Here is a 26,129-nt window from a genome sequence, read left to right on the forward strand (position 1 = left end):
CAAACAGCCCGGTTTCCCGGGCTGTCAGGCTGTTGACAAAGGTGGTCTGCGATCAGGCAGGAGGACCCGGCAAAGCCGGGCCTTGTCACCAACTGACTGATTTTCCAGCCTGTCCATCGAATCCCAACCCCCTCACCCTTGCCCTGCAAGGGGGCGTCCGCTGCGCGGACATGGGTTTGTCAGCAAGCTGACAGCCCGGTTTCCCGGGCTGTTTTTTATCTCGGATCAGGCGACCTCGTGGCGCACGGCGCTGCGCAGCAGCAAGACTTTCAGGTGCTCGCTGATACGATCGACACGGTCATGGAAATGATTCAGGAATACCAGCCCGATCAGGGCCACGGTAATCCCCATGGCCGTCGCCAGCAAGGCGGTACCAATTCCGGCAGACACCCCCTTCGGATCAGAAATGCCATGCTCGGCCAGGGTGGTGAAGGTTTCAATGATGCCGAGAATGGTGCCCAGCAGCCCGAGCAGCGGTGCGGCGGTCACGATGGTGTCGAGGATCCACAGGTTTTTCTGCATGCGCGACTTGGTACTCAGGAACACGGCACTGGACAAGTGCTGGATATCTTCCGCCGAACGCGCCTGTTTCATGTCGGCCATCATGGTACGCAGGGCCTGAGCCGGCAGGCTGTCACGCTCGATCAGCGATTTCGGCAGCAGATGCAGTTCGCCGGCGTGCCCGGTCACGGCCACTTCCAGTTCTCGGGCATGTCGCTGGGTCTGGACGTAATAAACCAGCCGCTCGACGCAGACGAAAATGGCCAGCGCCAGGCAAACATACATCAGGTAGAAAGTCGCCGTGTGCAGGCTGGTATAGTCAATATGCATGATTCTTTTTCTCCATCTGCCGGGGCCCCAGGCCCCGGCGATCCTTCAGGTTACAGGTCTGCCGACAGGGTGACGGCAATGGCACGCGGGGCGCCAAGGTTGTAATACACGCCATCGCTGGACTGCGACTTGACGCCGGAGCTGAGCGAGGGCACACGGTAGCTGGTATTGAACACATTGCTCAGATTCAGCTTGATGGTCGGGTTCTTGACCAGGCCGACGCTGTTGAAGCGGTAGCCCGCATCAAAGTCCACCGTGGTGTATTCCGGCACTGCCTCATCATTGACCAGCGTGGCGTATTGCTTGCCGGTGTGCTTGATATTGGTCCGGGCGAAGAACGGGCCTTGTGCATACTGCAGCGACAGGGCCGCCATCCAGTTCGGTGTCATCGGGAAATACTTGCCCGAGGTCGGCAGGGTGCCGCCCTGCGCCGGAATATTGCTCAGAATCCGGCTGCGGTTCAGCGTCAGCGAGGTGTAGGCACTCCAGCCATTGACCGGCGCAGAACCCAGCTCCATCTCGGCCCCCCAGACATGCACATCCCCGGCATTGATATAAGTGCTCTTGCCGGTCACCGGATCGGTGGAGTTGGCCATGCGATTGCGGAAATCGACGTTGAACAGCGAGCCGCTGAAGGTCAGCAGGCTACCCTGGTAGCGATACCCCAGATCGGTGTTGATGGAGGTTTCCGGGGCAATATTGCCGTTCAGCGTCACTTTCCCGCCCACCAGCTGGACATAGCTGTTGCTGGGGGCATAGGCAAAGTTCGGCGGCGCCTTGAAGTTTTTCGCCACATTCATGAACACCTGCTGCGATGGTGTCAGGTTGTAGCGGAACCCCAGACTCGGCAGAACATCGCTATAGGTCTGCGTGATGTTGTAATTGGTCTGGTTAACCTGGGCATTCGGCGCAGTGGAATAGTAGTCATCGGCATGATGCGTGAAGTCGCGTTTGACGGTCGGTGCACGTACCCCCGCATTGATATTCAGATCATCCTTCAGCAGGCTGATCGAATCCTGGGCGAAGAACTGATAGGCGGTACTGATGGTATCCCAGTCACGCAGCTGCGCCAGCGAGCCATCGGCACGGGTCACCAGCGAACCGTTCAGCCAGGAACTGACGGGCGTACCGTCATTGTTGACCAGCGACATCGGCGAGGTCTGGCGATGCTCCGCACGCTCGTACCACACCCCGCCCAGCAATTGATGCATGCCCCATGTCTTGGACAAGGACAGGGTGATCCCCGGGCGATTGGTCTTGGTCACCGACTCGCTGAAAATCAGCACCTTGTCCAGGGTATCGGTGTCGACACCGCTGCCGCCGTTGAGGTTGACCGTGCCGGTCAGAGTGCCCGTCGCCGCGTTGTAGAAGCGGTTTTCGTTCTGGATCTTGGCCCCCGTGCCACCGGCGCCGTAGCCATACCAATAGTAGGGCTGAACCTTCAGCGTGGTCGTGTCATCCAGCTTGAACACGCCATTGGCCGAGAAAATGACATTCTCGAAGGGATTGATCGACTGTTTGTAATAGGCAGGGCTCTGAGCCGTCTCGACCTGGGCCCCCGGGCCGGGGTTGGTGTGCGCCGCGCCGGGCTGGAAGCTGGCGGCATAGTCGGCGTTATAACCGTTCTGCTGCAGCTCAGAGAGCTTCGGCTGGTAAAGGTTGTAGTTGAACATGCGATTGTAGAGCAGCGAGGCGTCGATATAGCTGCCCGGCGACAGATCGTAACGCCCGCCCATATCCACGTGATCACGGGTGGCATCACCCTCACCCTTCCACTTGTCGACTTGGGAGTGCGACATCGACAAATAGGCACGTGCCTTGCCGTCGGCAAAGTCACCACTGTCGACACGGCCATAGGTACGGCTCAGGGCATTGCTGCCGAGCGTCTGCGCCAGGCGGAAACGACGCTGCTTCTCCGGCGAGCAGGAGTTAAACCCCAGGTTGCCACCGGTGGCGCCGACATGCGGTGCATCGGTATCGGTCGAGCCCTGAGTGACGAAGGCATCACAGAGGTTCTCGTTATCCATGTATTCGGACGGATACACCGCAAAGCTGCCCGAGTCATTGACCGGCACACCATTGACGGTCACGCCGATCTGGTCGGAGTTGAAGCCACGCATGGTCAGCGCGCCACCGAACATGCCGGTGCTGTCGAAACTGGAGGCATTCACCCCGGCCAGCATGTTGATGTTTTGATACAGGTTGCCGGTCGGGCTGGACTTCTCGATCGACGAACGGCTGACATTGCTGCGCGCCTTGACGCCATCATCCTGCTGGAGATAACCCGCTCCCAGCTTGTCCCCTTCGCCGGTGATGGTGACCGTCCCCAGTTCCGACGTATTGTCGGCATGCGCCAGCGGGCTGGCCAGCGCAGCAAGTACGGCCAGCACAACGGGCCGCAAATTAGTCTGTTTCATTGGATTATGTCTCTGCACAAATCAAGCGGTGGATCAGTTGGTTGGCGGCTCGTACTTGAGCCGGGTACAAAACACATGGCTGGTATCGCCACTGAAGGTCCCTTCCGGAAAGGCCGGATAGGAAATCGTGTTGAGCAGACGCTGCGCTGCCTTGTCCAGCGAGGCAAAACCGGATCCCTGCTGAACGGACACATTGCGTACCCCCCCGTCACGCCCCAGTTCGACACAGGCGTGCACGGTGCCCTCGGGCTTCTCGATGGCCACTTCACGCCCAGTCGGATAGCTCTTCTGCCGCTCGATATAGGCACGCACCTTGGCTTCGAACTCACGATCAGCGCTGACATTGGCTTTGGGGGCCGGCTCGGCCGCCCGCACCGGACTCGGTACCGGGCTCGGTGTGGTCACAGTGCGGCTGGGTGCCGCGGGCACGGCACTGGGTTGCGGGATCGGGCTGGGTGCAGGCTGCGGCTTGCTGACCGCCTGCCGCAGCACAGGCTGTGGCTGGGCAACGGGCGCAGGTGCCTGAGCTTGCGGAATCGGCGGCGCAGGTTGTGGCTCGGGCGGCGCAGGCTGCAGCTCAATGGCAATCGCCTGCTTTTCCTGATGGAAATGCGGCAGCGGTGCCAGATGCGCCAGGCCATACAGGCCCGCCATGACCAGGGCCGCAACCAGGGCGGCCAGCGCCTCACGGCGCTGGTCGGCCGCGCTGTCGTAGACCAGCTGGCTGCTCATGACTTTTTCTTTGCTGCGATGGAAATCTGGCTGACACCGCTGTCACGCACCAGGTCCATGACATCGACCATCTGCTGCACACGGGCGGCGTCATCGCTCTTGAGGACCACGGACAGGGACTGACCCGGCTGCTGCAGGGCCTTCAGTCCGGCGGACAGGGCCCCCGGCGCAATATCCTTGCCATTGAGCTGTACTGCGCCCGTGGCGGAGACGGTGACGACAGCAGGCTTGATGGCCGTGGACTGGGCGGCATTGCGCGAAGAAGGCAACTGGGTCGTCAGGCCGGTCGACGGAATGACATTCAGGCTGATCAGGACGAAAAAGACCAGCAGGAACATCATGACATCGATCATGGGAATGATTTCGATCCGCGCCTTTTTGCGCGGCTCTTCATCGAGGAAGTACATGCACTTTCACCTCAAACAATATTGGCTCGAGGCGAAGATACATGCCGCAACTTACACTTATGAGAAATATATATTAATAAGGCATTTCCATTCACAATGGATGTCAGAATGAAAAAAAGCCCGCCGCCAGAGCCGCGCGCCCAGGTACATCCTGACAGCACCGCGCATCAGGTCACTGATTATTCATGGCTTTTCCAGAAAGCCACACCCCCGCAAACAACCGGCACGCCAGCGTCATGGGCACACACAAACTCATTACTTTGTTAATTTTTCTAGAAACCGTCATCTTTAATTCATTTCAATAAGCGGGCATTTCCAAATTTTCAATGACATTGTCACTGTTGTGGCAAAAAAACGCGCACCGAAGTGCGCGTTTCCACGGACCAAAAAACTCAGGCCAACATGTGATTGCTCAACTCCCGCATGCCGGCAGACAACATCGCCAGATCCAGCGTCTCGAAGGCCTGCAGTTCGGCAAACATCTGCTGGCAGATCTCCACGTGCTGAGCCCGCTTGGCCAGCCACTGCCCGGCAAAGGCCTGATTGTCTCCGGCATCGGCCAGTGCCTGGCTGGTCAGAGAACGCTGCATGCGATACAGATCATCGCGCAAGGCCGAGCGTGCCAGCGACTGCCAGCGGTTATCTCGCGGCAGGCCGGTAATGGCATCACGCAGCCAGTCGAGCTGCAGATCGGCCGCCAGGCGATAGTAATTGCGTGCCACCACCTCCGGGCTCACCTTGGCCGTTTCTGCCAGCTCGAGGATATCCATCAGCGACACGGCGAACTCGAGCCGAGCCAGCACCCGCGCCAGATCCTGCGGCACATTCGGCAGGTTCAGTCGCGCCTCCCAGTCTGCCACCACCGGATACTGCATGGAGCCGATCAAGTCCGGCAGCAGGGCAAGCAGAGCACCGACCTTGTCGGCATAGCGGGCCACCTGTTTTTCGACCGAGCCGACCGGGCGCAGATTGCGCAGCACCCAGCGCGTCACCCGCTCGACCAGCGTACGCACCAGCACCATCATCGTCATCTGACGATCGGCCGGCACACGGTTATCCAGCGACTCGATACGCTGCCACAGCGACTCGGCATCGAAGACCCGACTGGCAACCCACCAGGCACGGGCGATTTCGGCTGCAGAGAACGGTGACTCTTCCTGCAGACGGAACACGAAGGTGGTCCCCATGCGGTTGACGATCTGGTTGGCCAATTGATTGGCAATGATCTCGCGCTTGAGGTGATGACGCTCCATCTGGGTGCGGAATTTCTTCTGCAGCGCCTTGGGGAAGTAATTCACCAGCACCGGCAGAAAGTCAGGATCATCCGGCAGATCACTGGCCAGCAAGGCCTGATCCAGCGAGATCTTGCTATAGGCCAGCAACACACCAACCTCCGGCATGGTCAGCCCCTGACGGGCCAGACGGCGCTCATTGATCTGGGTGTCGTTCGGCAGGAACTCCAGCTCGCGATTGAGCTCACCGGTTTTTTCCAGATGGTGGATCAGGCGGGCGTGGGTCGACAGCATCGAGGCCGCTTCCTGACGCTTAATGGCCAGCAGCTCGGTCTGCAGATAGTTGTTGCGCAGCACCAGCTCGCCGACCTCCTCGGTCATCTCGGCCAGCAGCGCATTGCGCTGTTTGAGCGTCATGTCACCGGCCTGCATGACAGCGCCCAGCAGAATCTTGATGTTCACCTCATGGTCCGAGCAGTCCACCCCGGCCGAGTTGTCGATGGCATCAGAGCAATTGAGCCCGCCCTTCAGGGCAAACTCGATCCGCCCCTTCTGGGTGCAGCCCAGATTACCGCCCTCCGCCAGCACCTTGACCTTGAGGTCGCAGGCGTTGACGCGCAGGCCGTCGTTGGCGCGGTCATGCGCATCGGCATGGCTTTCACTGCTCGCCTTGAAGTAAGTACCAATGCCGCCGTTATAGAGCAGATCGGCCTCTGCCGTCAGGATGGCGCGGATCAGCTCGTTGGGCGCCAGATGCTCCTCCTCCACCCCCAGCCAGGCACGCACCTCCGGCGACAGCGGGATGGACTTGGCCGAGCGCTCGAACACGCCGCCTCCCCTGGAAATCAGCTTGGCATCGTAATCGGCCCAGCTGGAACGCGGCAGATCAAACAGACGCTGCCGCTCGGCAAAGCTCTTGGCGGCGTCCGGATTGGGGTCGAGGAAAATATGCAGGTGGTTGAATGCCGCCTTGAGCCGGATATGCTTCGACAGCAGCATGCCGTTGCCGAAGACGTCACCCGCCATGTCACCGATCCCGATGACGGTAAAGTCCTGCTCCTGAGTATTCAGGCCGAGATGGCGGAAATGTCGCTTGACCGACTCCCAGGCACCCCGCGCGGTAATGCCCATCTTCTTGTGGTCATAACCGGCCGAGCCGCCGGAAGCAAAGGCATCGCCCAGCCAGAAGCCATAGGCCTGGGAAACACTGTTGGCAATGTCCGAGAAGGTGGCCGTGCCCTTGTCGGCGGCGACCACCAGATAGGGATCATCTTCATCCAGACGTCGTACCGAAGGCGGCGGCACGATGGCGCCATTGACCAGATTGTCTGTCAGATCCAGCAACGCCGAAATGAAGATGCGGTAGCAGGCAATGCCCTCGGCCATCCAGGCCTCGCGGTCGGAAGGCGGGGGAAGCTGCTTGCAGACGAAACCGCCCTTCGAGCCCATCGGCACAATCACCGAGTTCTTCACCTGCTGCGCCTTGACCAGCCCCAGCACCTCGGTGCGGAAGTCTTCCATGCGGTCCGACCAGCGCAGACCGCCACGTGCGACGCGCGAACCACGCAGGTGTACGCCTTCTACGCGCGGACTGTAGACCCAGATCTCGAACATCGGACGGGGTTGCGGCAGGAAAGCGATGGCACCGGACTGCAGCTTGAACGAGATATAGGACTTGGGCTGCCCCTCGCTGTCGAGCTGCCAGAAATTGGTCCGGCGCGTCGCCAGCACCACGGTCAGCAGACCATTGAGAATACGATCCTCATCCAGGTTGGCCACCAGGTCCAGGCGCTCGTGCAGGCGCTCCTCCAGCTCGGCGGCACGCTTGAGATCGGCATGCTGCGGGTCGAGACGGGCGGCAAACAGCTGCACCAGCTCACGGCTGATCTCCGGATAATTGGTGACACACTGCTCGATATAGGCCTGGCTGAAGGTCAGACCAGCCTGACGCAGATACTTGGCCAGCGCGCGTACCAGCGAAATTTCGCGCCAGTTGAGCCCGGCCACCAGGGTCAGACGATTGAAACCGTCGTTTTCGCAGCGACGGGCAAACACCTGGCTGAGTAACTCCTGAAAATCCTGCTGCACCTCTTCACGCAGCAGTTGCTCAAAAGCCCCGCCCAGATCGAGGCCGAAGTCACTGATCCAGACCGTGGTGCCATCGGCGCGGCGCACGCCATAGGGGTGCTCGTCACGCACGCGCACGCCCATGTTTTCCAGAATCGGCAGGCTGGCGGACAGCCCCAGCGCCTCTCCGTAGCTGAACAGCTTGAGGTTGAAATCTTCGGCATTGCGATGGAAAGGCCGGTATAGCTTCATGGCCAGAGGCTGTTCCGCGGAAACGCCTTCCAGGTACTGGATATCCAGCACCGCATTGCGCACGGCAAACTCTTCGCGGTACGACAGGGGGAAGGCCTGCTTGTAGCCATTGAACAGGCGATTGCCCTCTTCCTCGCCATGCGCCTCGATCAGTTGCTGATGCAGCTCCTCAGTCCAGCCTCTTACCAGGCGCTCGATTTCGGCCTCGATCTCGGCCTCGCGGAAAGCCGGCAAATGCGCGGCATTGGTACGGATGATGTAATGCACCCGCGCCAGCATGGCATCACCGATCTGCACACTGAATTCGGTCGAATTGCCGTGGAAGGCATTGAGCAGCACCCGCTCGATCTTCAGACGCACTTCCGTGCTGAAGCTGTCGCGCGGCACATAGACCAGGCAGCTGACGTAGCGATGGTAGCGATCGGTTCGCACGAACAGGCGCACCCGCGGCCGCTCCTGCAGATTGACGATGCCCTCGGCAATCGGCGCCAGGGTCTCGGCCGGAATTTCGAACAGCTCGTCTCGCGGATAGCTTTCCAGCACGAAATTCAGCGTCTTGGCCTTGTAGCTATTCTCAACGTAATCGCAATTGCGGATCACAGCCTCAACCTTCTGCCGCAGGATGGGGATGTTCTTCGGCGACACCTGGTAGGCACGCGCGGTATACAGCCCCAGGAAACGCCGCTCGCCGATCACCGCCCCCTTGCTGTCAAAGCGCTTGATGCCGATGAAGTCGACATAGGCCGAGCGGTGGATGATGGAGCGGGTCTGGGACTTGTTGAGAATGATCAGCTGCGGCAAATGTGCCAGCTCGCGCAACTCCTGCGGCAATTGCTCGAAACTGGCGGAATACTCTTTGTCCCCCTGATCCTGCAGGATACCGAGCCCGCTGCCCTTGACGATCTTCAGGCTGTCCTTGCCGCCGCGCTTGACCAGGTCATAGTCGCAGTACCCCATGAACAGGAAGTGATTGTCGGCCGTCCACTGCAGGAATTCGATGGCTTCGCGCGCCTCGGTGGCCCGGGCGCCCTTGATTTTGGCCAGGTCCTTGCCGATTTCTGCCAGCGCGGCGCGCATTTTCGGCTCGTCGCTGACCACCAGGCGAATATCGGCAATGACCCGGTACAGCTCATCCTGCAAGGCCTGCATCACCGCATGGTCGCTCACGCGGTCGATCTGCACATGAATATAGGACTCACGCAGGGCATCGCCCTCGCCGGTGCGCTGCACTTCCTGCAGGCTGCCCGCCTGATCGCGGCGTACGGCCAGCACGGGGTGAACCAGCAGGTGCAGGTTCAGATTGTTGCGGGCGAGAAACAGTGCCAGCGAATCAATCAGGAACGGCATGTCATCCGTCACCATCTCGATGACCGAGTGCGTGGACTGCCAGCCATCCCGCTCGAATTCCGGGTTATAGATGCGGATCTTGTGCTGGCCGACCGCCCGCTTGCGGGCGAAATCGTGATGTGCCATCGCGGCGCCGAACAGATCCAGCGAAGAAAAACGACTCAGGTCGCCATGCTCGGCGCCTTCGAAATAGACCGGGAAAAAGGAGACATGCCGGTCGGCTTCTTTGGCCGACAACTTGCTTTTGGCCACGGACTGAATATCCGCAATCAGACTTGCCAATTCGGTTTTATTGGTCAGGGACATAGGTTTCTCTTGTTGTTAGCACTCTGATGCCCGAAACGATGCGACGGCTCTCTGCCGGAGTCCTGTCGTCACCGCAGGTGGAAAGGGAGGCATCACCTGAACTGTCGTTTGTCACCAGACCAATATAGCTGCTGCTGCGTCAGAAAAAACACACAACCATGCAGAAACATTCGTCTGGAAAAAACAGCAGTTGCCCTGCGCATTTAATACCTTTTCCTAAGGGTGGAGCAAGCTGATAAACTGTCGGCATCCTGCAATAGCTGCCAGGCGGCGCTCCAGGGCTCATGAACATGCGATGGAAAGTCTTGTGGCTCATCACCCTGAGCCTGCCCACCCTGCTCCATGCAGAAACCTTGCGTTTCGGCATGGATCTCAATTACCCGCCTTTCTCATGGCAGGACAGCGATGGTCAGCCACAGGGCTTTGATGCCGACATGGCACGCGCCATTTGCCGCGACCTGCAGACGGACTGCCGCATCGTGCCACAGGACTGGGACGGCCTGACCAAGGCGCTCTACCTCGGCAAATTCGATGCCATTCTGTCGTCGATGCAGATCACGCCGGAACGGCGTCAGTCCCTCAGCTTCAGCCGCCGCTACTATCACATTGCCAGCCGCATCATTACGCGCGCGGGCAGCAAGGTGTCGCAGCACAGCTTCCAGGGCCAGGCCATCGGGGTGCTGCGCGGATCCACCCAGGCCGCCTTCGCCCAGGACTACTGGGGCAAGGCCGGTGCACGCATCACCGCCTATGACAAGATTACGGCGGCCTTCAATGATCTGGTGCGCGGCAAACTGGCGGCCGTCTTCGTCGACAATGTGGTCGGCGAACAGTCTTTCCTCTCGACCGCGCAAGGGCGCGGCTTTGCCTTTGCCGGGCCGCAGTATGATGATCCGCGCTACTTTGGCGAGGGGGCCGGTATCGCGGTGCGCAAGGGCGATGTCCCGCTGCAGCAGCGTCTGAATCAGGCCATCACCGATCTGCGCGCCAGCGGGGAATACCAGCGGATTGCCAGCAAATACTTTCACTTTGACATTTACGGCAACGAGCGCTGACGCGGCGGTACTAATCTTGCTCGTAAAGTGTCAAATGATCGTACAATACACATCTAGCGTTATTAATGCGGCATACCAGCTTTTTGTCATTGAGACAGCGGGCCGTTTACTTACTTACGGAAGATATGGGTCTCCAACCGCAAGCAGTTAAACCACTCAGATATGGCATGCTTCTGCTGCCACATGCCTCGATGGCTGACTTTGCCATGGCCTGCGAAGTCCTGACGCGTGCCAATCAATTGGCAGAGAAGAAGATCTACGAGTTTCTGACCTTGTCACTGGACGGCACGCCGGTGGCCCTGAGCAACGGACTGCAATACGCCGTCGATCTGCCGCTTGGCTACAGCCCGCGCCTGGATGGCCTGCTGATCTTCGGCGGCGACATCTCCAGCGACGTCAACGTTGACGAGCTCTCGCGCGGCATTCACGCCCAGAACCTGGAAAAGATGCAACTGGCCGGCATCGGTTGCGCCAGTTACTGGCTGGCCCGCGCCGGCATGCTGAACCAGCAGCGTGCCACGATTCACTGGCAGGAAGTGAATCAGTTCACCGAAGACTTCCCCGAGGTCGTGGTCTCGTCCAACCTCTACGAAGCAGACGGCGCGGTCATGACCTGCGCGGGCGGGGTAGCCACCATGGATTTCACCCTGTCGCTGATCGAAGCCCAGCAAGGCCACGAGTTTGGCTCTCGCCTGTCTGAAGTCTTCATCATGGAGCGCACCCGGCCAGGGAACGAGCGTCAGCGCATCCCGCTGGCCACCCGCATCGGCGGCAGCCAGCCCAAGCTGACCGAGGCGGTCAGCCTGATGGAAGCGAATATCGAAGAGCCGCTGTCCACCGATGACATCGCCTATTACGTCGGGGTATCACGCCGACAGCTCGAGCGGCTGTTCAAACAGTACCTCAGCACCGTCCCGTCCAAGTACTATCTGGAATTGCGGCTGAATCGTGCGCGGCAATTGTTGCAGCAGACCTCCAAGTCCATCGTACAGATCAGCCTGGCCTGCGGCTTCTCCAGCGGCCCGCACTTCTCCAGCACCTATCGCAACCATTTCGGCATCACGCCGCGTGAAGAGCGCGCCCAGCGCACTCAGCCGCAAGCCCAGTCCTGACGCCGCGGCGGGAAGCGACACACCACAAAGCCCGGATCATCGATCCGGGCTTTTGCTCATCGCGCCTCCTGCGGCACCACAAAGCAAAAAGCCCAGACCTGAGGTCTGGGCTTTGCATGGGGAGTCTGGCAGTGTCCTACTTTCACACGGCGAATGCCGCACTATCATCGGCGCTAAGGCGTTTCACGGTCCTGTTCGGGATGGGAAGGCGTGGGACCACCTCGCTATGGCCGCCAGACATAAACTGTCTACAAACTGCAGAAGCCGTTTGGTTTGAATTCGTATGTATCGGGCACAAAGCCCATCAAATGATAGGATCAAGCCTCACGAGCCATTAGTATCGGTTAGCTTCACGCCTCACAGCGCTTCCACACCCGACCTATCAACGTCCTGGTCTCGAACGACTCTTCAGGAGGGTCTAGCCCTCAGGGAAGTCTCATCTTCAGGCGAGTTTCCCGCTTAGATGCTTTCAGCGGTTATCTCTTCCGAACTTAGCTACCCGGCGATGCCACTGGCGTGACAACCGGTACACCAGAGGTTCGTCCACTCCGGTCCTCTCGTACTAGGAGCAGCCCCCGTCAAACTTCCAACGCCCACTGCAGATAGGGACCAAACTGTCTCACGACGTTTTGAACCCAGCTCGCGTACCACTTTAAATGGCGAACAGCCATACCCTTGGGACCGGCTACAGCCCCAGGATGTGATGAGCCGACATCGAGGTGCCAAACTCCGCCGTCGATGTGAACTCTTGGGCGGAATCAGCCTGTTATCCCCGGAGTACCTTTTATCCGTTGAGCGATGGCCCTTCCATTCAGAACCACCGGATCACTATGTCCTGCTTTCGCACCTGCTCGACTTGTCGGTCTCGCAGTTAAGCCACCTTTTGCCATTGCACTATCAGCACGATTTCCGACCGTACCTAGGTGACCTTCGAACTCCTCCGTTACACTTTGGGAGGAGACCGCCCCAGTCAAACTGCCTACCATGCACTGTCCCCGATCCGGATCACGGACCTAGGTTAGAACCTCAAACACACCAGGGTGGTATTTCAAGGACGGCTCCACGCAAACTAGCGTTCACGCTTCATAGCCTCCCACCTATCCTACACAAGTCTGTTCAAAGTCCCATGCAAAGCTACAGTAAAGGTTCACGGGGTCTTTCCGTCTAGCAGCGGGTAGATTGCATCTTCACAAACATTTCAACTTCGCTGAGTCTCAGGAGGAGACAGTGTGGCCATCGTTACGCCATTCGTGCGGGTCGGAACTTACCCGACAAGGAATTTCGCTACCTTAGGACCGTTATAGTTACGGCCGCCGTTTACCGGGGCTTCGATCAAGAGCTTGCACCCCATCACTTAACCTTCCGGCACCGGGCAGGCGTCACACCGTATACGTCCACTTTCGTGTTGGCACAGTGCTGTGTTTTTGATAAACAGTCGCAGCCACCGATTCTCTGCGACCTCTCAAAGCTTCGGACGCGAAGTCCTACACCCTAAGAGGCATACCTTCTCCCGAAGTTACGGTATCAATTTGCCGAGTTCCTTCTCCTGAGTTCTCTCAAGCACCTTAGAATTTTCTTCCTGCCCACCTGTGTCGGTTTGCGGTACGGTTCTCATACAGCTGAAGCTTAGAGGCTTTTCCTGGAAGCAGGGTATCAGTCACTTCAGGTCCGTAGACCCTCGTTATCACTTCTCGGCGTTAACGAACACGTGGATTTGCCTGCGTGTCCCGCCTACCAGCTTGAACCAACTATTCCAACAGTTGGCTGACCTAACCTTCTCCGTCCCCCCATCGCACTGTATGAAAGTACTGGAATGTTAACCAGTTTCCCATCGACTACGCATTTCTGCCTCGCCTTAGGGGCCGACTCACCCTACGCCGATGAACGTTGCGTAGGAAACCTTGGGCTTTCGGTGAGCGGGCTTTTCACCCGCTTTATCGCTACTCATGTCAGCATTCGCACTTCTGATATCTCCAGCATGCCTTTCGACACACCTTCACAGACCTACAGAACGCTCCCCTACCACTTGCACTCGCGTGCAAATCCGCAGCTTCGGTTATCAGTTTGAGCCCCGTTACATCTTCCGCGCAGGACGACTCGACCAGTGAGCTATTACGCTTTCTTTAAATGATGGCTGCTTCTAAGCCAACATCCTGGCTGTCTGGGCCTTCCCACTTCGTTTACCACTTAACTGATCATTTGGGACCTTAGCTGGCGGTCTGGGTTGTTTCCCTCTTGACGATGGACGTTAGCACCCACCGTCTGTCTCCCATGCTCGCACTTTCCGGTATTCAGAGTTTGCCATGGGTTGGTAAGTCGCAATGACCCCCTAGCCATAACAGTGCTTTACCCCCGGAAGTGATACATGAGGCACTACCTAAATAGTTTTCGGGGAGAACCAGCTATCTCCGAGTTTGTTTAGCCTTTCACCCCTATCCACAGCTCATCCCCTAATTTTGCAACATTAGTGGGTTCGGACCTCCAGTGCGTGTTACCGCACCTTCATCCTGGCCATGGATAGATCACTCGGTTTCGGGTCTACGCCCAGCAACTGAAGCGCCCTATTCGGACTCGCTTTCGCTACGCCTCCCCTATTCGGTTAAGCTCGCTACTGAACGTAAGTCGCTGACCCATTATACAAAAGGTACGCAGTCACCCCTTGCGAGGCTCCCACTGTTTGTATGCATCCGGTTTCAGGTTCTATTTCACTCCCCTCCCGGGGTTCTTTTCGCCTTTCCCTCACGGTACTGGTTCACTATCGGTCGATCATGAGTATTTAGCCTTGGAGGATGGTCCCCCCATCTTCAGACAGGATTTCTCGTGTCCCGCCCTACTTGTCGTACGCTCAGTGCCACCATTCAGTTTTCGTGTACGGGGCTATCACCCACTACGGCGAGCCTTTCCAGACTCTTCCACTAACTCAACGGCTAAAACGTACAGGCTCTTCCATTTTCGCTCACCACTACTCACGGAATCTCGGTTGATTTCTTTTCCTGCGGGTACTTAGATGTTTCAGTTCTCCGCGTTCGCTCTACCCACCCTATGTGTTCAGGTGGGAGTGACCCCTAAGGGCCGGGTTTCCCCATTCGGACATCGCGGGATCAAAGCTCTATTGCCAGCTCCCCCGCGCTTTTCGCAGGCTTACACGTCCTTCATCGCCTATGATCGCCAAGGCATCCACCAGATGCACTTACTCGCTTGACCCTATCATTTCAAGGGCCTTGCGCACTCGCCTTGCCGGTACCTCTACCGGCAAAACGTCGATACATACAATTACCCAAAGTTGAATCCAAACGAGGATGAAACCATCCTGGCTCAGAATCAATTTTGTATTCGGCTTCTTCAGTTTGTTAAAGATCAATGCGTTTGAAACGCTAATCACAAGACCCCTCAGGCCCTCTGATTACCATTCCACTCGCTGAACAACCGATAGGCTGTGAGTACCAGGATCGACTTTCTCTAGAAAGGAGGTGATCCAGCCGCAGGTTCCCCTACGGCTACCTTGTTACGACTTCACCCCAGTCATGAAGCATACCGTGGTAAGCGGCCTCCTTGCGGTTAGCCTACCCACTTCTGGTATCCCCCACTCCCATGGTGTGACGGGCGGTGTGTACAAGACCCGGGAACGTATTCACCGCAGCATGCTGATCTGCGATTACTAGCGATTCCGACTTCACGCACTCGAGTTGCAGAGTGCGATCCGGACTACGATCGGTTTTTTGAGATTGGCTCCACCTCGCGGCTTCGCGACCCTCTGTACCGACCATTGTATGACGTGTGAAGCCCTGCTCATAAGGGCCATGAGGACTTGACGTCATCCCCACCTTCCTCCGGTTTGTCACCGGCAGTCTCATTAGAGTGCCCAACTTAATGATGGCAACTAATGACAAGGGTTGCGCTCGTTGCGGGACTTAACCCAACATCTCACGACACGAGCTGACGACAGCCATGCAGCACCTGTGTTACCGCTCCCTTTCGGGCACACCCAAATCTCTTCGGGCTTCGGTACATGTCAAGAGCAGGTAAGGTTTTTCGCGTTGCATCGAATTAATCCACATCATCCACCGCTTGTGCGGGTCCCCGTCAATTCCTTTGAGTTTTAACCTTGCGGCCGTACTCCCCAGGCGGTCAACTTCTCGCGTTAGCTACGCTACCAAGGATTCAAACCCCCAACAGCTAGTTGACATCGTTTAGGGCGTGGACTACCAGGGTATCTAATCCTGTTTGCTCCCCACGCTTTCGTGCATGAGCGTCAGTGTCATCCCAGGGGGCTGCCTTCGCCATCGGTATTCCTCCACATCTCTACGCATTTCACTGCTACACGTGGAATTCTACCCCCCTCTGACGCACTCTAGCCTTGCAGTCTCCAATGCCGTTCCCAGGTTAAGCCCGGGGCTTTCACATCAGACTTGCAAAACCGCCTGCGCACGCTTTACGCCCAGTAATTCCGATTAACGCTTGCACCCTACGTATTACCGCGGCTGCTGGCACGTAGTTAGCCGGTGCTTATTCTTCAGGTACTCTCATCCCCGCTCATTATTCACAAGCAGGATTTGCTCCCTGACAAAAGTCCTTTACAACCCGAAGGCCTTCTTCAGACACGCGGCATGGCTGGATCAGGGTTGCCCCCATTGTCCAAAATTCCCCACTGCTGCCTCCCGTAGGAGTCTGGGCCGTGTCTCAGTCCCAGTGTGGCGGATCATCCTCTCAGACCCGCTACTGATCGTCGCCTTGGTGGGCCTTTACCCCACCAACTAGCTAATCAGACGTCGGCCGCTCGAATAACGCGAGGCCCAAAGGTCCCCCGCTTTCCTCCTCAGAGCGTATGCGGTATTAGCACAACTTTCGCTGCGTTATCCCCCATTACTCGGCACGTTCCGACGCATTACTCACCCGTTCGCCACTCGCCACCAGGAGCAAGCTCCCGTGCTGCCGTTCGACTTGCATGTGTAAAGCATGCCGCCAGCGTTCAATCTGAGCCAGGATCAAACTCTTCAGTTCAATCTCTATGCTTTTCGTACTATCTGGCACGCAAGGACTTCAAAAGAACCCCGTAAGGTTTTTTTTCTGTCTCTTGCAGTGCAAGTGTCGGTCTCTCCCGGCACTCACACCTATCGGTTGTTCGTTTTGTTAAAGAGCGGTGCTGCGTTGTTGCTGCAGCGAGGAGGCGAACTATACAGAGACGGGAAACACAGGTCAAGCCCTTTCCCGCATTATTTTCAGAATCCGCCTCTGTACAGTCGCGTGAATGCTATTTCTTCAGACGTGCAAACGCAGCCGCCATGGCGGTATCACCCGCTGCCGCGGCTGACGGCGCCTGGCGCGACCGGGCCTTCGGCTCTGCCGTACTGCGCCCAGCGCTGCGGCCGGCACCGGCCGGATCATCCAGACGCATGGTCAGGGCGATGCGCTTGCGCGGCACATCCACCTCCAGCACCTTCACCTTGACCACATCGCCGGCCTTGACCACCGTACGCGGGTCCTCAACGTAGCGCGACGACAGCGCCGAGATATGCACCAGCCCGTCCTGATGAACACCGATATCCACAAAAGCACCGAAATTGGTGACGTTGGTCACCACGCCTTCCAGCAGCATGCCCGGCAGCAGATCGGACAGAGACTCCACGCCGTCCTGGAAGGTGGCAGTGCGGAACTCAGGACGCGGATCGCGCCCCGGCTTGTCCAGCTCCTTCAGAATATCCACCACCGTCGGCAGACCGAAACGCTCGTCCACATAGTCCATCGGCCGGACGGAACGCAGGAAGGCGCTGTCGCCAATCAGGCCACGCACCTCACGCCCGCAGCGCGCGACGATTTTCTCGACCACCGGATAAGCCTCCGGGTGAACGGCAGAGCGATCCAGCGGATTATCGCCATCCATGACGCGCAGGAAGCCGGCGGCCTGTTCAAAGGTCTTGTCTCCCAGGCGGGGCACCTTGCGCAACTCGCTACGCGAACGGAAGGCACCGTACTGGTTGCGATAGGCGACGATATTGCCGGCCAGCGTCTGGTTCAGACCGGACACGCGGGTCAGCAGCGGCACCGAAGCGGTGTTCACATCCACGCCGACGGCGTTGACGCAGTCTTCCACCACACCATCCAGCGAACGCGCCAGCTGGCCCTGATGGACGTCGTGCTGATACTGCCCCACCCCGATCGACTTCGGATCAATCTTGACCAGCTCGGCCAGCGGATCCTGCAGACGACGGGCAATCGACACCGCGCCACGCAGACTGACGTCAAGATCCGGAAATTCGTTGGCTGCCAGCTCGGAGGCGGAATACACCGACGCCCCCGCCTCGGAGACCATCACCCGGGTAAGGCCCAGTTGCGGATGCAGGCGAATCAGGTCCTGCGCCAGCTTGTCGGTTTCCCGGCTGGCGGTACCGTTGCCGATGGCAACCAGCTCGGCCCGGTGTCGCTGTGCCAGCTGTGCCAGCGTGGCAACGGAACGATCCCAGTCATTGCGCGGCGCATGCGGATAAATTGTCGCGGTCTCGAGCAACTTGCCGGTATCGTCGACCACGGCAACCTTCACACCGGTGCGCAAACCGGGGTCCAGCCCGATGGTGGTCCGCCGTCCTGCCGGCGCCGCCAGCAACAGATCGCGCAGATTGCCGGCAAACACCCTGATGGCCTCCGACTCGGCCGCTTCCTTGACACGTGCCATCAGCTCAAGCTCCAGCGACAGCAACACTCTGGCACGCCAGCAGAGCCGCACCGAATCCAGCAGCCACTTGTCGGCAGGGCGCCCCTTGTCGGCGATGCCGAAATGCTCAGCCATCTGGCGTTCGTAGGCACTGCGCTCGGTCAGCGGCACATCGTCCGGCTGATATTTGAGCGCCAATTGCAGAACGCCCTCATTGCGACCGCGCAGCAGCGCCAGGGCGCGATGCGAGGGCATGGCATGCAAGGCTTCGCGGTGATTGAAGTAATCCGAGAACTTGGCGCCCTCGCTCTCCTTGCCGGGCACCACCACGGCCGCCAGCTCCCCCTCACGCCATAGCTTTTCACGCAGGGAGCCCAGCAGGCCGGCATCCTCGGCGAAGGTTTCAATCAGAATGGCGCGCGCACCGTCCAGCGCCGCCTTGCCATCTGCCACGCCCCGGGCGTCATCGACATAGGACTGCGCCACCTCTTCCGGCACCAGACCGGGGTCGGACAGCAAAGCGTCGGCCAGCGGCTGCAGCCCGGCCTCGCGCGCTATCTGCGCCTTGGTTCGCCGTTTCGGCTTGTAGGGCAGATACAAATCTTCCAGTGTGGTCTTGTTGTCGGCAGCCAGGATGGCCTGCTGCAGCGCGGGGGTGAGCTTTTCCTGCTCGCTGATCGAGCGCAGGATGGCCTCGCGCCGCTCATCCAGTTCGCGCAGATAGGTCAGCCGCTCGTCGAGCTTGCGCAACTGGGTATCATCAAGCCCGCCGGTCACTTCCTTGCGGTAACGGGCAATAAACGGCACGGTGGCCCCGCCGTCGAGCAGCTCGACCGTAGCGGCCACCTGTTGTTCACGAACCTGCAGTTCAGCCGCGATCCGGCTGGCGATACTTGGCAACATCGGCAATATCTTGTGTTTGACGGGAAGGCGTTACTGTAGCCGGTTCCGGCACAAAATCAAGCCGCCGGGCAGCAGAAAGCAAAAGGGCCGGTGCAACCGGCCCTGACAGGATGAGCGGACGAAGAATCAGGCGGCATTCAGCCAGGCTTGCGCCACTTCGATACTGTCGAAGTACTCGGAATGACCACGGGTAACCAGGCCGGCCAGATGGGCCGCCAGCTTGATCCAGACGTCACTGACCACCACGGCCACCTTGCCGAAGTCCTTTTCATGGGCACGCACGAAGCGCAGTTCTTCCAGCGCCATGTCCAGGGTGAAATCCTTCAGCTCGGACAGGTCGAGCAAGACATGCGGATGACCGATTTCCGCCGCGCGCTTGAGCAGCGCGTCCTCGAACAGCTTGAAATCGGCCAGGGTGAACTCGTTGAACAACGCCACATCCAGTCCGTAAGACTGTTCACGAATAGAGATCATCAGTCAGCTCCTCAAAAATCAATCCGGCAATTACATTTTAGTCGCAATTTATCATGACTTGCCGTGCGTCAGCTGAGCCGAATAACAGATCAGCTCCAGACTCTTGCGATAGGTTTTATATTCAGACGCATTGGCGGCGCAGCGCGCCTCCAGCACCCGGGTACGGTCCTTGCGCTGGAACAAATGCAGATTGCGCCGGACGATCCACAAACGGCCCGACACATAGCGTCCTTCCCGGTAGTCCAGCACCAGCCGGCCGGCCTTGGGCAGATAGCGCACCACCTGTGCTGCCTCGCGGTCGCCACGCTGATTGCGGAATGACGCAGCCAGGCCGCTGAGCGACTCCCCACGTCGCCAGGGGCGCAGGCGCACAACCACATCAATAGCCGCCCGTTCCCGCTGGTCGGCCTTGGGCGGCACCACACGCAACTGGCGCACCCCGTTGAAGGTCTCGGCCCGGACGCGCCAGCCAGCAGGAACTTGCATCTGAATGGCACTGACAGGGTCGGTATAGGTCGTGACAGCCTGGACAACATTCGCCGGCCGTACCGCCTGGGTCAGGGGAGGCGCAGCCAGGGCTGCGGACAAAAACAGCACAGGAAGAAAGCGTAGAAACCGGGTCATTGGATCAACAAAAAAGGCGTGGAAACCCACGCCTTTTCATTGTGCACGCAATCGCGGAATCAGGCCAGCAGCAAGTCGCCCATGGTGCGGCGATAGAACTCGTGGAAATGCTGCATGCCCTCTTCGGTCGGCGACTGATAGGGACCGGTTTCGTTCTTGCCATCCAGCCACAGGGCACGGCGTCCCTGATGCATGCGATAGCAAATCTCGTCGTCTTCCTTGGCCGTCTCGAAGTAGGCGGCCTGCTCGGCTTCGATGAACTCCGGTTCGAAGTACAGCACCTCTTCCGGATAGAAGAACTCGGTCACAACCGTGCATTTTTCCGGGCCACGCGGAATCACCACGCTGATCACCAGCGAGTGCGGATACCATTCGACCATAATGTTCGGATAGTAAGTCAGCCAGAGTGCGCCGAATTCCGGGCACTTGTCCGCATAGCGGCGCAGCACTTCCTTGTGCCACTCGCCATAAACCTTGGAGCCCGGACGGGACAGCGAATTCTTGATACCCACCGACTGCACATGGTACTGACTGCCCCACTCCCACTTGAGATCGGCACAATTGACGAAATTGCCCAGCCCGGGGTGGAACGGATCAACGTGGTAGTCCTCCGAATACACTTCAATGAAGGTTTTCCAGTTGAAGTCATACTCGGTGACATGGGTGCTGTGATAGCCGAAGCCTTCGAAATCCATATAGCTGGCCACACCCAGTCGTTCCAGATCCTGGCGCACGTTGCGGCGGGCATCGAACAGCATGCCGTGCCAGGACACCAGCGGTGTCTGACCCAGGTTCAGGCAGGGCGTCTCCGGAAACAGGGGCGCGCCGATCAGCTGACCATGATTGTCATAGGTCCAGCCGTGCAGATTGCACACCACATGATTGCCGTTGCCGCGACCTTCGTAGATGCGCGCCTGGCGATGGCGACAGACATTGGACAACAGCAGGACCTCGCCACCGGCACGCTTGAGCATCTTGCCGTGCTGGAGCCATTCGATGGTGTGATAGTCACCCTCGTTCGGCACCATCAGTTCATGCCCGTAGTACACCGGGGCATCGGCAAACAGACGCTCCTGCTCCAGCTGGTAAATGGCGGAGTCGAAGTAAGTATTGATGGGAAGCTGGACAGCAGCCGGTTGCAACAGCTGCGAAGAAGCCAGATCAGACATTATTCCCACACCTCCTGGTTAGAAGTATAAGACCAGCCGAATCTCGCCCTAAAACGAGTTTACGGAACGCTATAAAACAAAAAAGGCCCGGCATAGGGACCGGGGTTGAATTCTGGCCTGCCCCCCGCAAAAGGGCAAGTGCTTTCATGCAAAAAACAAGAAAAACCCACCCCCACAGTAAAAAAATCGGCAAAAAAGCAAATCAGCCGACAAACAGGCAGAAATAACCCTTTCAGCATCAATGTGTTAGCGATCAATTACACACACAAATCCACACAATATTAGTGAATCTGCAATAATTCGAGCTGAAACTTTTGTGCAACACAACATAGGCAGGCTATTGATATGCGTCAATCGCAGGAGAAACACCCGCCAAACCCCCTGCACAGCAGGCCCGCTTTAGCGTAAATAGTGCACTCGTTCAGCGATGACAGGCAGCCAAACCCTGCTGCCGGACGCGCTCGGCAAGGATCTTTTGCTGCACAGCAGCATCGTGCTATACACAAGATCGGCAGCGCACGTTCAAGCCATCGCCGGCGAAGCTGGTGATTGACCTTGATAACGGAATGGTTTTTTGAGATACAACCGGAGTTGACGAATTGGCATCGGACAACCCGGCAATCAGAAAATCACCCCTTGTCAGCCAGGTCTGCCCATGTTGGCAAAGCGTTGATGATCGTACCGGCTCACGTCAAGATGAGCCGGCTTCAAGGAATTGAACAATGCATACATTCTTTCTGGCGCCGATCGGCTTCGATGTCGGCCTGACCTCCGTCTCCCTGGGCATGATCCGCTCGCTCGAACAAGCCGGTCTGTCGGTGGGCTTCGTCAAACCGATTGCCCAGGGCAACAACACCCAGGAAACCGAACTGTCCACCCATTTCGCCCGTGCCATCTGCCGTGCGGACGCCCCGCAGCCCATCCCGATGGAGCACGTGGAAAAACTGCTGGGTCAGGGCCAGGTCGACCAACTGATGGAAGAAATCGTCAGCCTGTATCGCAAGGTCGCCAACCAGAAAGTAGACGTAGTCGTGGTGGAAGGCCTGGTGCCGGATCAGAAGCATGTCTTCTCGACTTTCCTGAACACCAAGATTGCCCGCAACCTGGAAGCCCAGACCATTCTGGTGGGCTCGGTCGGCCAATTGAGCGACCACGAACTGGCCGAACAGATCGACCTGAGCGTCCAGTCCTTCGGTGGTCACAGCGGCCAGATCGCCGGCATCATTCTCAACCGCGAGAACAGCAAGCGCGACGCCAAGACCATCTGCCAGCAAATCCAGGCCGAAAGCAAATGGGCCCAGGACGTCAATCTGCCCCTGCTGGGCCTGATTCCGGAGCAGACCGATCTGCTGGCACCGCGCACGCTGGACGTGGCGCGCCACCTCGACGCCACCATCATGCACCCCGGTCAGATCCGCGAACGCCGCGTGAACTCCATCGTGGTCACGCTGCGTACCGCACCGAACTTCATTCACCTGCTCAAGCCGGGCGCCCTGGTCGTCACCAGCGGCGACCGCGAAGACGTCATTCTGGCCACCGCCATGGCCAGCATGAACGGCGTACCGCTGGCCGGCCTGCTGTTCACCTGCGATTCCCAGCCGGATCCGCGCATCCAGCAGCTGTGCCACCACGCCTTCACCAGCAACCTGCCGGTGATGATCAGCGCCATGAACACCTTCGAGACCAGCAGCATCCTGACCCAGATGGGCAAGGAAGTGCCGGAAGATGATACCGAGCGCATGGAACGGGTCATCGACCACATCGCCGAACACCTGGATGCCGACAAGCTCAAGCAATTTGTCGGCGAACCGCACGAGCCGCGCCTGCCGCCGCCCGCCTTCCGCTACCTGCTGCGCGAGAAGGCCCGCAAGGCCAACAAGCGCATCGTACTGCCGGAAGGCAACGAGCCGCGCACCATCATGGCAGCCGCCATCTGCCACGAAAAGAACATCGCCCGCTGCGTGCTGCTGGGTGATCCGCTGGAAATCCAGCGCATTGCCGACAACCAGGGCGTCACCCTGCCGGCGTCGCTGGAAATCCTCGACCCGAACAAGATTCGCGGCAAATACATTGAGCCGATGGTCGAACTGCGCAAGGGCAAGGGCCTGAACGCCACCCTGGCCGAACAGCAACTGGAAGACAACGTCGTGCTCGGCACCATGATGCTGGCACTGGACGAAGTCGACGGCCTGGTATCCGGTGCGGTTCACACCACCGCCAACACCATCCGTCCGGCCCTGCAACTGATCAAGACCGCTCCGGAGGCCCGCCTGGTGTCCAGCGTGTTCTTCATGCTGATGCCGGAACAGGTCCTGGTCTATGGCGACTGCGCCGTCAACCCGGATCCGAACCCGGAAGAACTGGCCGACATCGCCATCCAGTCGGCCGATTCGGCCAAGGCCTTCGGCATCGAGCCGCGTGTCGCCATGATCTCCTACTCCACCGGCAGCTCCGGCAGCGGCAGTGATGTGGAGAAGGTACGCGAAGCCACACGCATCGCCCGCGAAAAGCGTCCAGACCTGATCATCGACGGCCCGATGCAATACGACGCCGCCTCGGTGGAAAGCGTCGGCCAGCAAAAGGCCCCAGGCAGCGCCGTCGCCGGTCGCGCCACCGTGTTCATCTTCCCGGACCTGAACACCGGCAACACCACCTACAAGGCGGTACAGCGCTCGGCCAACGTCGTCAGTGTCGGCCCGATGCTGCAAGGCCTGCGCAAGCCGGTCAACGACCTGTCGCGCGGCGCCCTGGTGGACGACATCGTCTACACCATCGCCCTGACCGCGCTGCAAGCCGGCCAGAAATAAGCCTGCCCTCCCCGGCCCACAGCCCCTGCCCGCAACGGCAGGGGCTTTTGTTTTTCTCTTTCCTCACCGGCAGTGCCATTGATTCAAGCAAACAATTGTTTTAAAGTCCGAAAAAAAATATATTCATTCGGGATATTTGCAACCCACAGCCAGCAACAGGAGGCAATGATCAATGGCAGCAGCCAATCTCACGACATGGTTCATACCGGAATCGATCCGGCTATCTCCCGAGCAATCGATCAAGGCAAGAACCGTGGTGGGGGTGGCTCTGCTGGCCGGCATCATCGCCCCACTCTTCGCCATCGAGTATTTCCAGCTCAACCATCCGGCCATGGGCTGGGGCATTGTCTGCGGTGGCCTGGGCCTGCTCTCCGGCCCGCTGATCCTCAAACTGACCGGCGCCCTGCGCTTCAGCGCCGAATTCATCATCGCCGCCATGTACTGCATGGTTTGCTGGATGGTGTATGTCAACGGCGGCATCATGTCGACCAGCATCGTCTGGTTTGCTGCCATCCCCTTCACCGCCATCTTTGTCAGCGGCCGCGCCTCCGGCGTGGTCTGGACCCTGCTGGCCCTGCTGGCCATCGGCAGCTTCTTTTTGCTCAGCGGCGAACCCGGCATGCTGCCGCCAGTCCCGATCGACCACCACGTCATTCCCACCCTGCAGGCCAAATCACTGTCCGGCCTGACCCTGATGGTACTGGTGCTGGCCATGTCCTACGACAAAGCCAAGGTACAGAGCTTTGCCAAGCTGGACATCGCCCGCAACGAAGCGGAAGAAGCCAGCCGCGCGGTCAAGGCCATGCTCGAGCAGGTCACCCGCTCGATTCAGGATGCCTCCAGCGCCAGCCGCGACATCGCACAGGCCACGCGCAAGATGGCCCAGACCATGTCGGAACAGCGTGAACGGGCTGAAGACATGGTGGTGATCGCCCAGCAAATGGCCGTGGTCACCAGCCAGAACACCGAGCAATCCCATTCCGCCACCAGCATGGCACAGAATGCCGGCGCCCAGGCCAGCAAAGGCGGCCAGGCCATGGACCAGGCCGTCGATCAGCTCAACCAGGCCAACCACGTCATCCGCGATGCCGCCATGCGGCTGGAAGAGCTCGGGCAGCGCAGCGCCGAAATCAGCGGCATCGTGCAATTGATCCGCGACATTGCCGATCAGACCAACCTGCTGGCGCTCAACGCCGCCATCGAAGCTGCCCGCGCTGGCGAAACCGGACGTGGCTTCGCCGTCGTGGCCGATGAGGTACGCAAGCTGGCCGAACGAACCCAGCACGCCACCGAAGGCGTCGAGCAGAAAATCCGCGTCATCGTCGACGGTACCACCCAGGCCATCGAAGCCATGCGCAACGGCAGCCAGCAAATGCAGGCCGGCCAGAGCAACAGTGCCTCGGCCCAGCAGCAACTGGGTGACATCATCCGCGACACCCGCCACCTGGCCAGCATCCTGAGCGAAGTCTCGGCCGCCGAAGCACGCCAGAACCAGGGATTCACCCAGTTTGCCGGCGACATCACCGCCGTCGGCGAATCGACCCGCACGCTGACCCAGGAAGTACACACCATCGCCGAAGCCATCCACAAACTGGATGCCCTGATGGCCGAGCTGGGACAATCCATGCGACAGTTCTCCGGCAACCCCGCCTAAAGGCCCCAAGACGGGGTCAGGTCTTGTATTTTGCGTCCTGATGCAAAATACAAGACCTGACCCCGCTGTTTCTCCGTACAAATGCAAAATG

The 26,129-nt window shown here is 59.0% G+C and carries 13 protein-coding genes and 3 rRNA genes; 4 read left to right on the forward strand and 12 right to left on the reverse strand.

Annotation, left to right across the window (positions count from 1 at the left end):
• Window positions 1–225 precede the first annotated feature (225 nt).
• The 5 genes from AACH39_RS04770 to AACH39_RS04790 all read right to left on the reverse strand — a co-directional run bounded on the left by AACH39_RS04770 (window position 226) and on the right by AACH39_RS04790 (window position 9,591).
• Window positions 226–831 (reverse strand): MotA/TolQ/ExbB proton channel family protein, encoded by a 606-nt coding sequence (locus tag AACH39_RS04770; RefSeq protein WP_215782185.1) that lies wholly within the window; start codon window positions 829–831, stop codon window positions 226–228.
• A 50-nt stretch (window positions 832–881) separates the two neighbouring features.
• Window positions 882–3,248 carry a TonB-dependent receptor gene (locus AACH39_RS04775; RefSeq protein WP_338621023.1) on the reverse strand — a complete coding sequence of 789 codons (2,367 nt, stop codon included), beginning with the start codon at window positions 3,246–3,248 and terminating at the stop codon, window positions 882–884.
• Window positions 3,249–3,281: 33 nt separating this feature from the next.
• Window positions 3,282–3,980, reverse strand: coding sequence for a TonB family protein (locus AACH39_RS04780; protein ID WP_338621024.1), 699 nt, complete (start codon window positions 3,978–3,980; stop codon window positions 3,282–3,284).
• The gene (locus AACH39_RS04785) at window positions 3,977–4,387 is read right to left on the reverse strand and encodes a biopolymer transporter ExbD (protein ID WP_215782182.1); all 411 of its coding nucleotides are present in this window, start codon (window positions 4,385–4,387) and stop codon (window positions 3,977–3,979) included. Before AACH39_RS04785 ends, AACH39_RS04780 begins: the two co-directional genes overlap by 4 nt.
• Window positions 4,388–4,779: 392 nt before the next feature.
• The gene (locus AACH39_RS04790; protein WP_338621025.1) at window positions 4,780–9,591 is read right to left on the reverse strand and encodes an NAD-glutamate dehydrogenase; all 4,812 of its coding nucleotides are present in this window, start codon (window positions 9,589–9,591) and stop codon (window positions 4,780–4,782) included.
• Window positions 9,592–9,881: 290 nt separating this feature from the next.
• On the opposite strand from AACH39_RS04790, the gene AACH39_RS04795 reads away from it, so the two are divergent.
• Window positions 9,882–10,646, forward strand: coding sequence for a transporter substrate-binding domain-containing protein (locus AACH39_RS04795; protein WP_252346205.1), 765 nt, complete (start codon window positions 9,882–9,884; stop codon window positions 10,644–10,646).
• A 167-nt stretch (window positions 10,647–10,813) separates the two neighbouring features.
• Window positions 10,814–11,758 (forward strand): GlxA family transcriptional regulator, encoded by a 945-nt coding sequence (locus tag AACH39_RS04800; RefSeq protein WP_252346204.1) that lies wholly within the window; start codon window positions 10,814–10,816, stop codon window positions 11,756–11,758.
• Between the two features lie 123 nt (window positions 11,759–11,881).
• Here AACH39_RS04800 and rrf read toward each other — a convergent pair.
• The 7 genes from rrf to AACH39_RS04835 form a co-directional block, all read right to left on the reverse strand.
• Window positions 11,882–11,996, reverse strand: a 5S ribosomal RNA gene (rrf, locus tag AACH39_RS04805).
• 75 nt (window positions 11,997–12,071) lie between these two features.
• Window positions 12,072–14,962: ribosomal RNA gene (locus tag AACH39_RS04810) — 23S ribosomal RNA — on the reverse strand.
• 259 nt (window positions 14,963–15,221) lie between these two features.
• Window positions 15,222–16,759 (reverse strand): 16S ribosomal RNA (locus AACH39_RS04815).
• Together the 16S, 23S and 5S rRNA genes form the textbook arrangement of a ribosomal RNA operon.
• Before the next feature lie 250 nt (window positions 16,760–17,009).
• Window positions 17,010–19,310 carry a Tex family protein gene (locus tag AACH39_RS04820; protein ID WP_338621026.1) on the reverse strand — a complete coding sequence of 767 codons (2,301 nt, stop codon included), beginning with the start codon at window positions 19,308–19,310 and terminating at the stop codon, window positions 17,010–17,012.
• Window positions 19,311–19,436: 126 nt separating this feature from the next.
• Entirely contained in the window at window positions 19,437–19,784 is a 348-nt protein-coding gene (locus tag AACH39_RS04825) for an STAS/SEC14 domain-containing protein (RefSeq protein ID WP_215782177.1), read from the reverse strand.
• Window positions 19,785–19,835: 51 nt separating this feature from the next.
• Window positions 19,836–20,372 (reverse strand): hypothetical protein, encoded by a 537-nt coding sequence (locus tag AACH39_RS04830; protein WP_338621027.1) that lies wholly within the window; start codon window positions 20,370–20,372, stop codon window positions 19,836–19,838.
• 95 nt (window positions 20,373–20,467) lie between these two features.
• Entirely contained in the window at window positions 20,468–21,577 is a 1,110-nt protein-coding gene (locus tag AACH39_RS04835; protein ID WP_215782175.1) for an aromatic ring-hydroxylating dioxygenase subunit alpha, read from the reverse strand.
• Window positions 21,578–22,299: 722 nt separating this feature from the next.
• Here AACH39_RS04835 and pta point away from each other — a divergent pair.
• Both pta and AACH39_RS04845 read left to right on the forward strand, forming a co-directional pair.
• Window positions 22,300–24,384 carry a phosphate acetyltransferase gene (gene pta, locus AACH39_RS04840; RefSeq protein WP_215782174.1) on the forward strand — a complete coding sequence of 695 codons (2,085 nt, stop codon included), beginning with the start codon at window positions 22,300–22,302 and terminating at the stop codon, window positions 24,382–24,384.
• A gap of 172 nt (window positions 24,385–24,556) precedes the next feature.
• On the forward strand, window positions 24,557–26,038 hold the full coding sequence (locus AACH39_RS04845; protein ID WP_215782173.1) for a methyl-accepting chemotaxis protein: 1,482 nt from the start codon (window positions 24,557–24,559) through the stop codon (window positions 26,036–26,038).
• Window positions 26,039–26,129: the final 91 nt, after the last annotated feature.

The sequence above is a fragment of the Paludibacterium flexuosum genome, assembly GCF_037076605.1.
Classification (GTDB): domain Bacteria; phylum Pseudomonadota; class Gammaproteobacteria; order Burkholderiales; family Chromobacteriaceae; genus Paludibacterium.

Coding starts and splice junctions, on each gene's coding strand:
- AACH39_RS04770 (WP_215782185.1), bottom strand. CDS start 831: ATGCATATTGACTATACCAGCCTGCACACGGCGACTTTCTACCTGATG.
- AACH39_RS04775 (WP_338621023.1), bottom strand. CDS start 3,248: ATGAAACAGACTAATTTGCGGCCCGTTGTGCTGGCCGTACTTGCTGCG.
- AACH39_RS04780 (WP_338621024.1), bottom strand. CDS start 3,980: ATGAGCAGCCAGCTGGTCTACGACAGCGCGGCCGACCAGCGCCGTGAG.
- AACH39_RS04785 (WP_215782182.1), bottom strand. CDS start 4,387: ATGTACTTCCTCGATGAAGAGCCGCGCAAAAAGGCGCGGATCGAAATC.
- AACH39_RS04790 (WP_338621025.1), bottom strand. CDS start 9,591: ATGTCCCTGACCAATAAAACCGAATTGGCAAGTCTGATTGCGGATATT.
- AACH39_RS04795 (WP_252346205.1), top strand. CDS start 9,882: ATGCGATGGAAAGTCTTGTGGCTCATCACCCTGAGCCTGCCCACCCTG.
- AACH39_RS04800 (WP_252346204.1), top strand. CDS start 10,814: ATGCTTCTGCTGCCACATGCCTCGATGGCTGACTTTGCCATGGCCTGC.
- AACH39_RS04820 (WP_338621026.1), bottom strand. CDS start 19,310: ATGTTGCCAAGTATCGCCAGCCGGATCGCGGCTGAACTGCAGGTTCGT.
- AACH39_RS04825 (WP_215782177.1), bottom strand. CDS start 19,784: ATGATCTCTATTCGTGAACAGTCTTACGGACTGGATGTGGCGTTGTTC.
- AACH39_RS04835 (WP_215782175.1), bottom strand. CDS start 21,577: ATGTCTGATCTGGCTTCTTCGCAGCTGTTGCAACCGGCTGCTGTCCAG.
- pta (WP_215782174.1), top strand. CDS start 22,300: ATGCATACATTCTTTCTGGCGCCGATCGGCTTCGATGTCGGCCTGACC.
- AACH39_RS04845 (WP_215782173.1), top strand. CDS start 24,557: ATGGCAGCAGCCAATCTCACGACATGGTTCATACCGGAATCGATCCGG.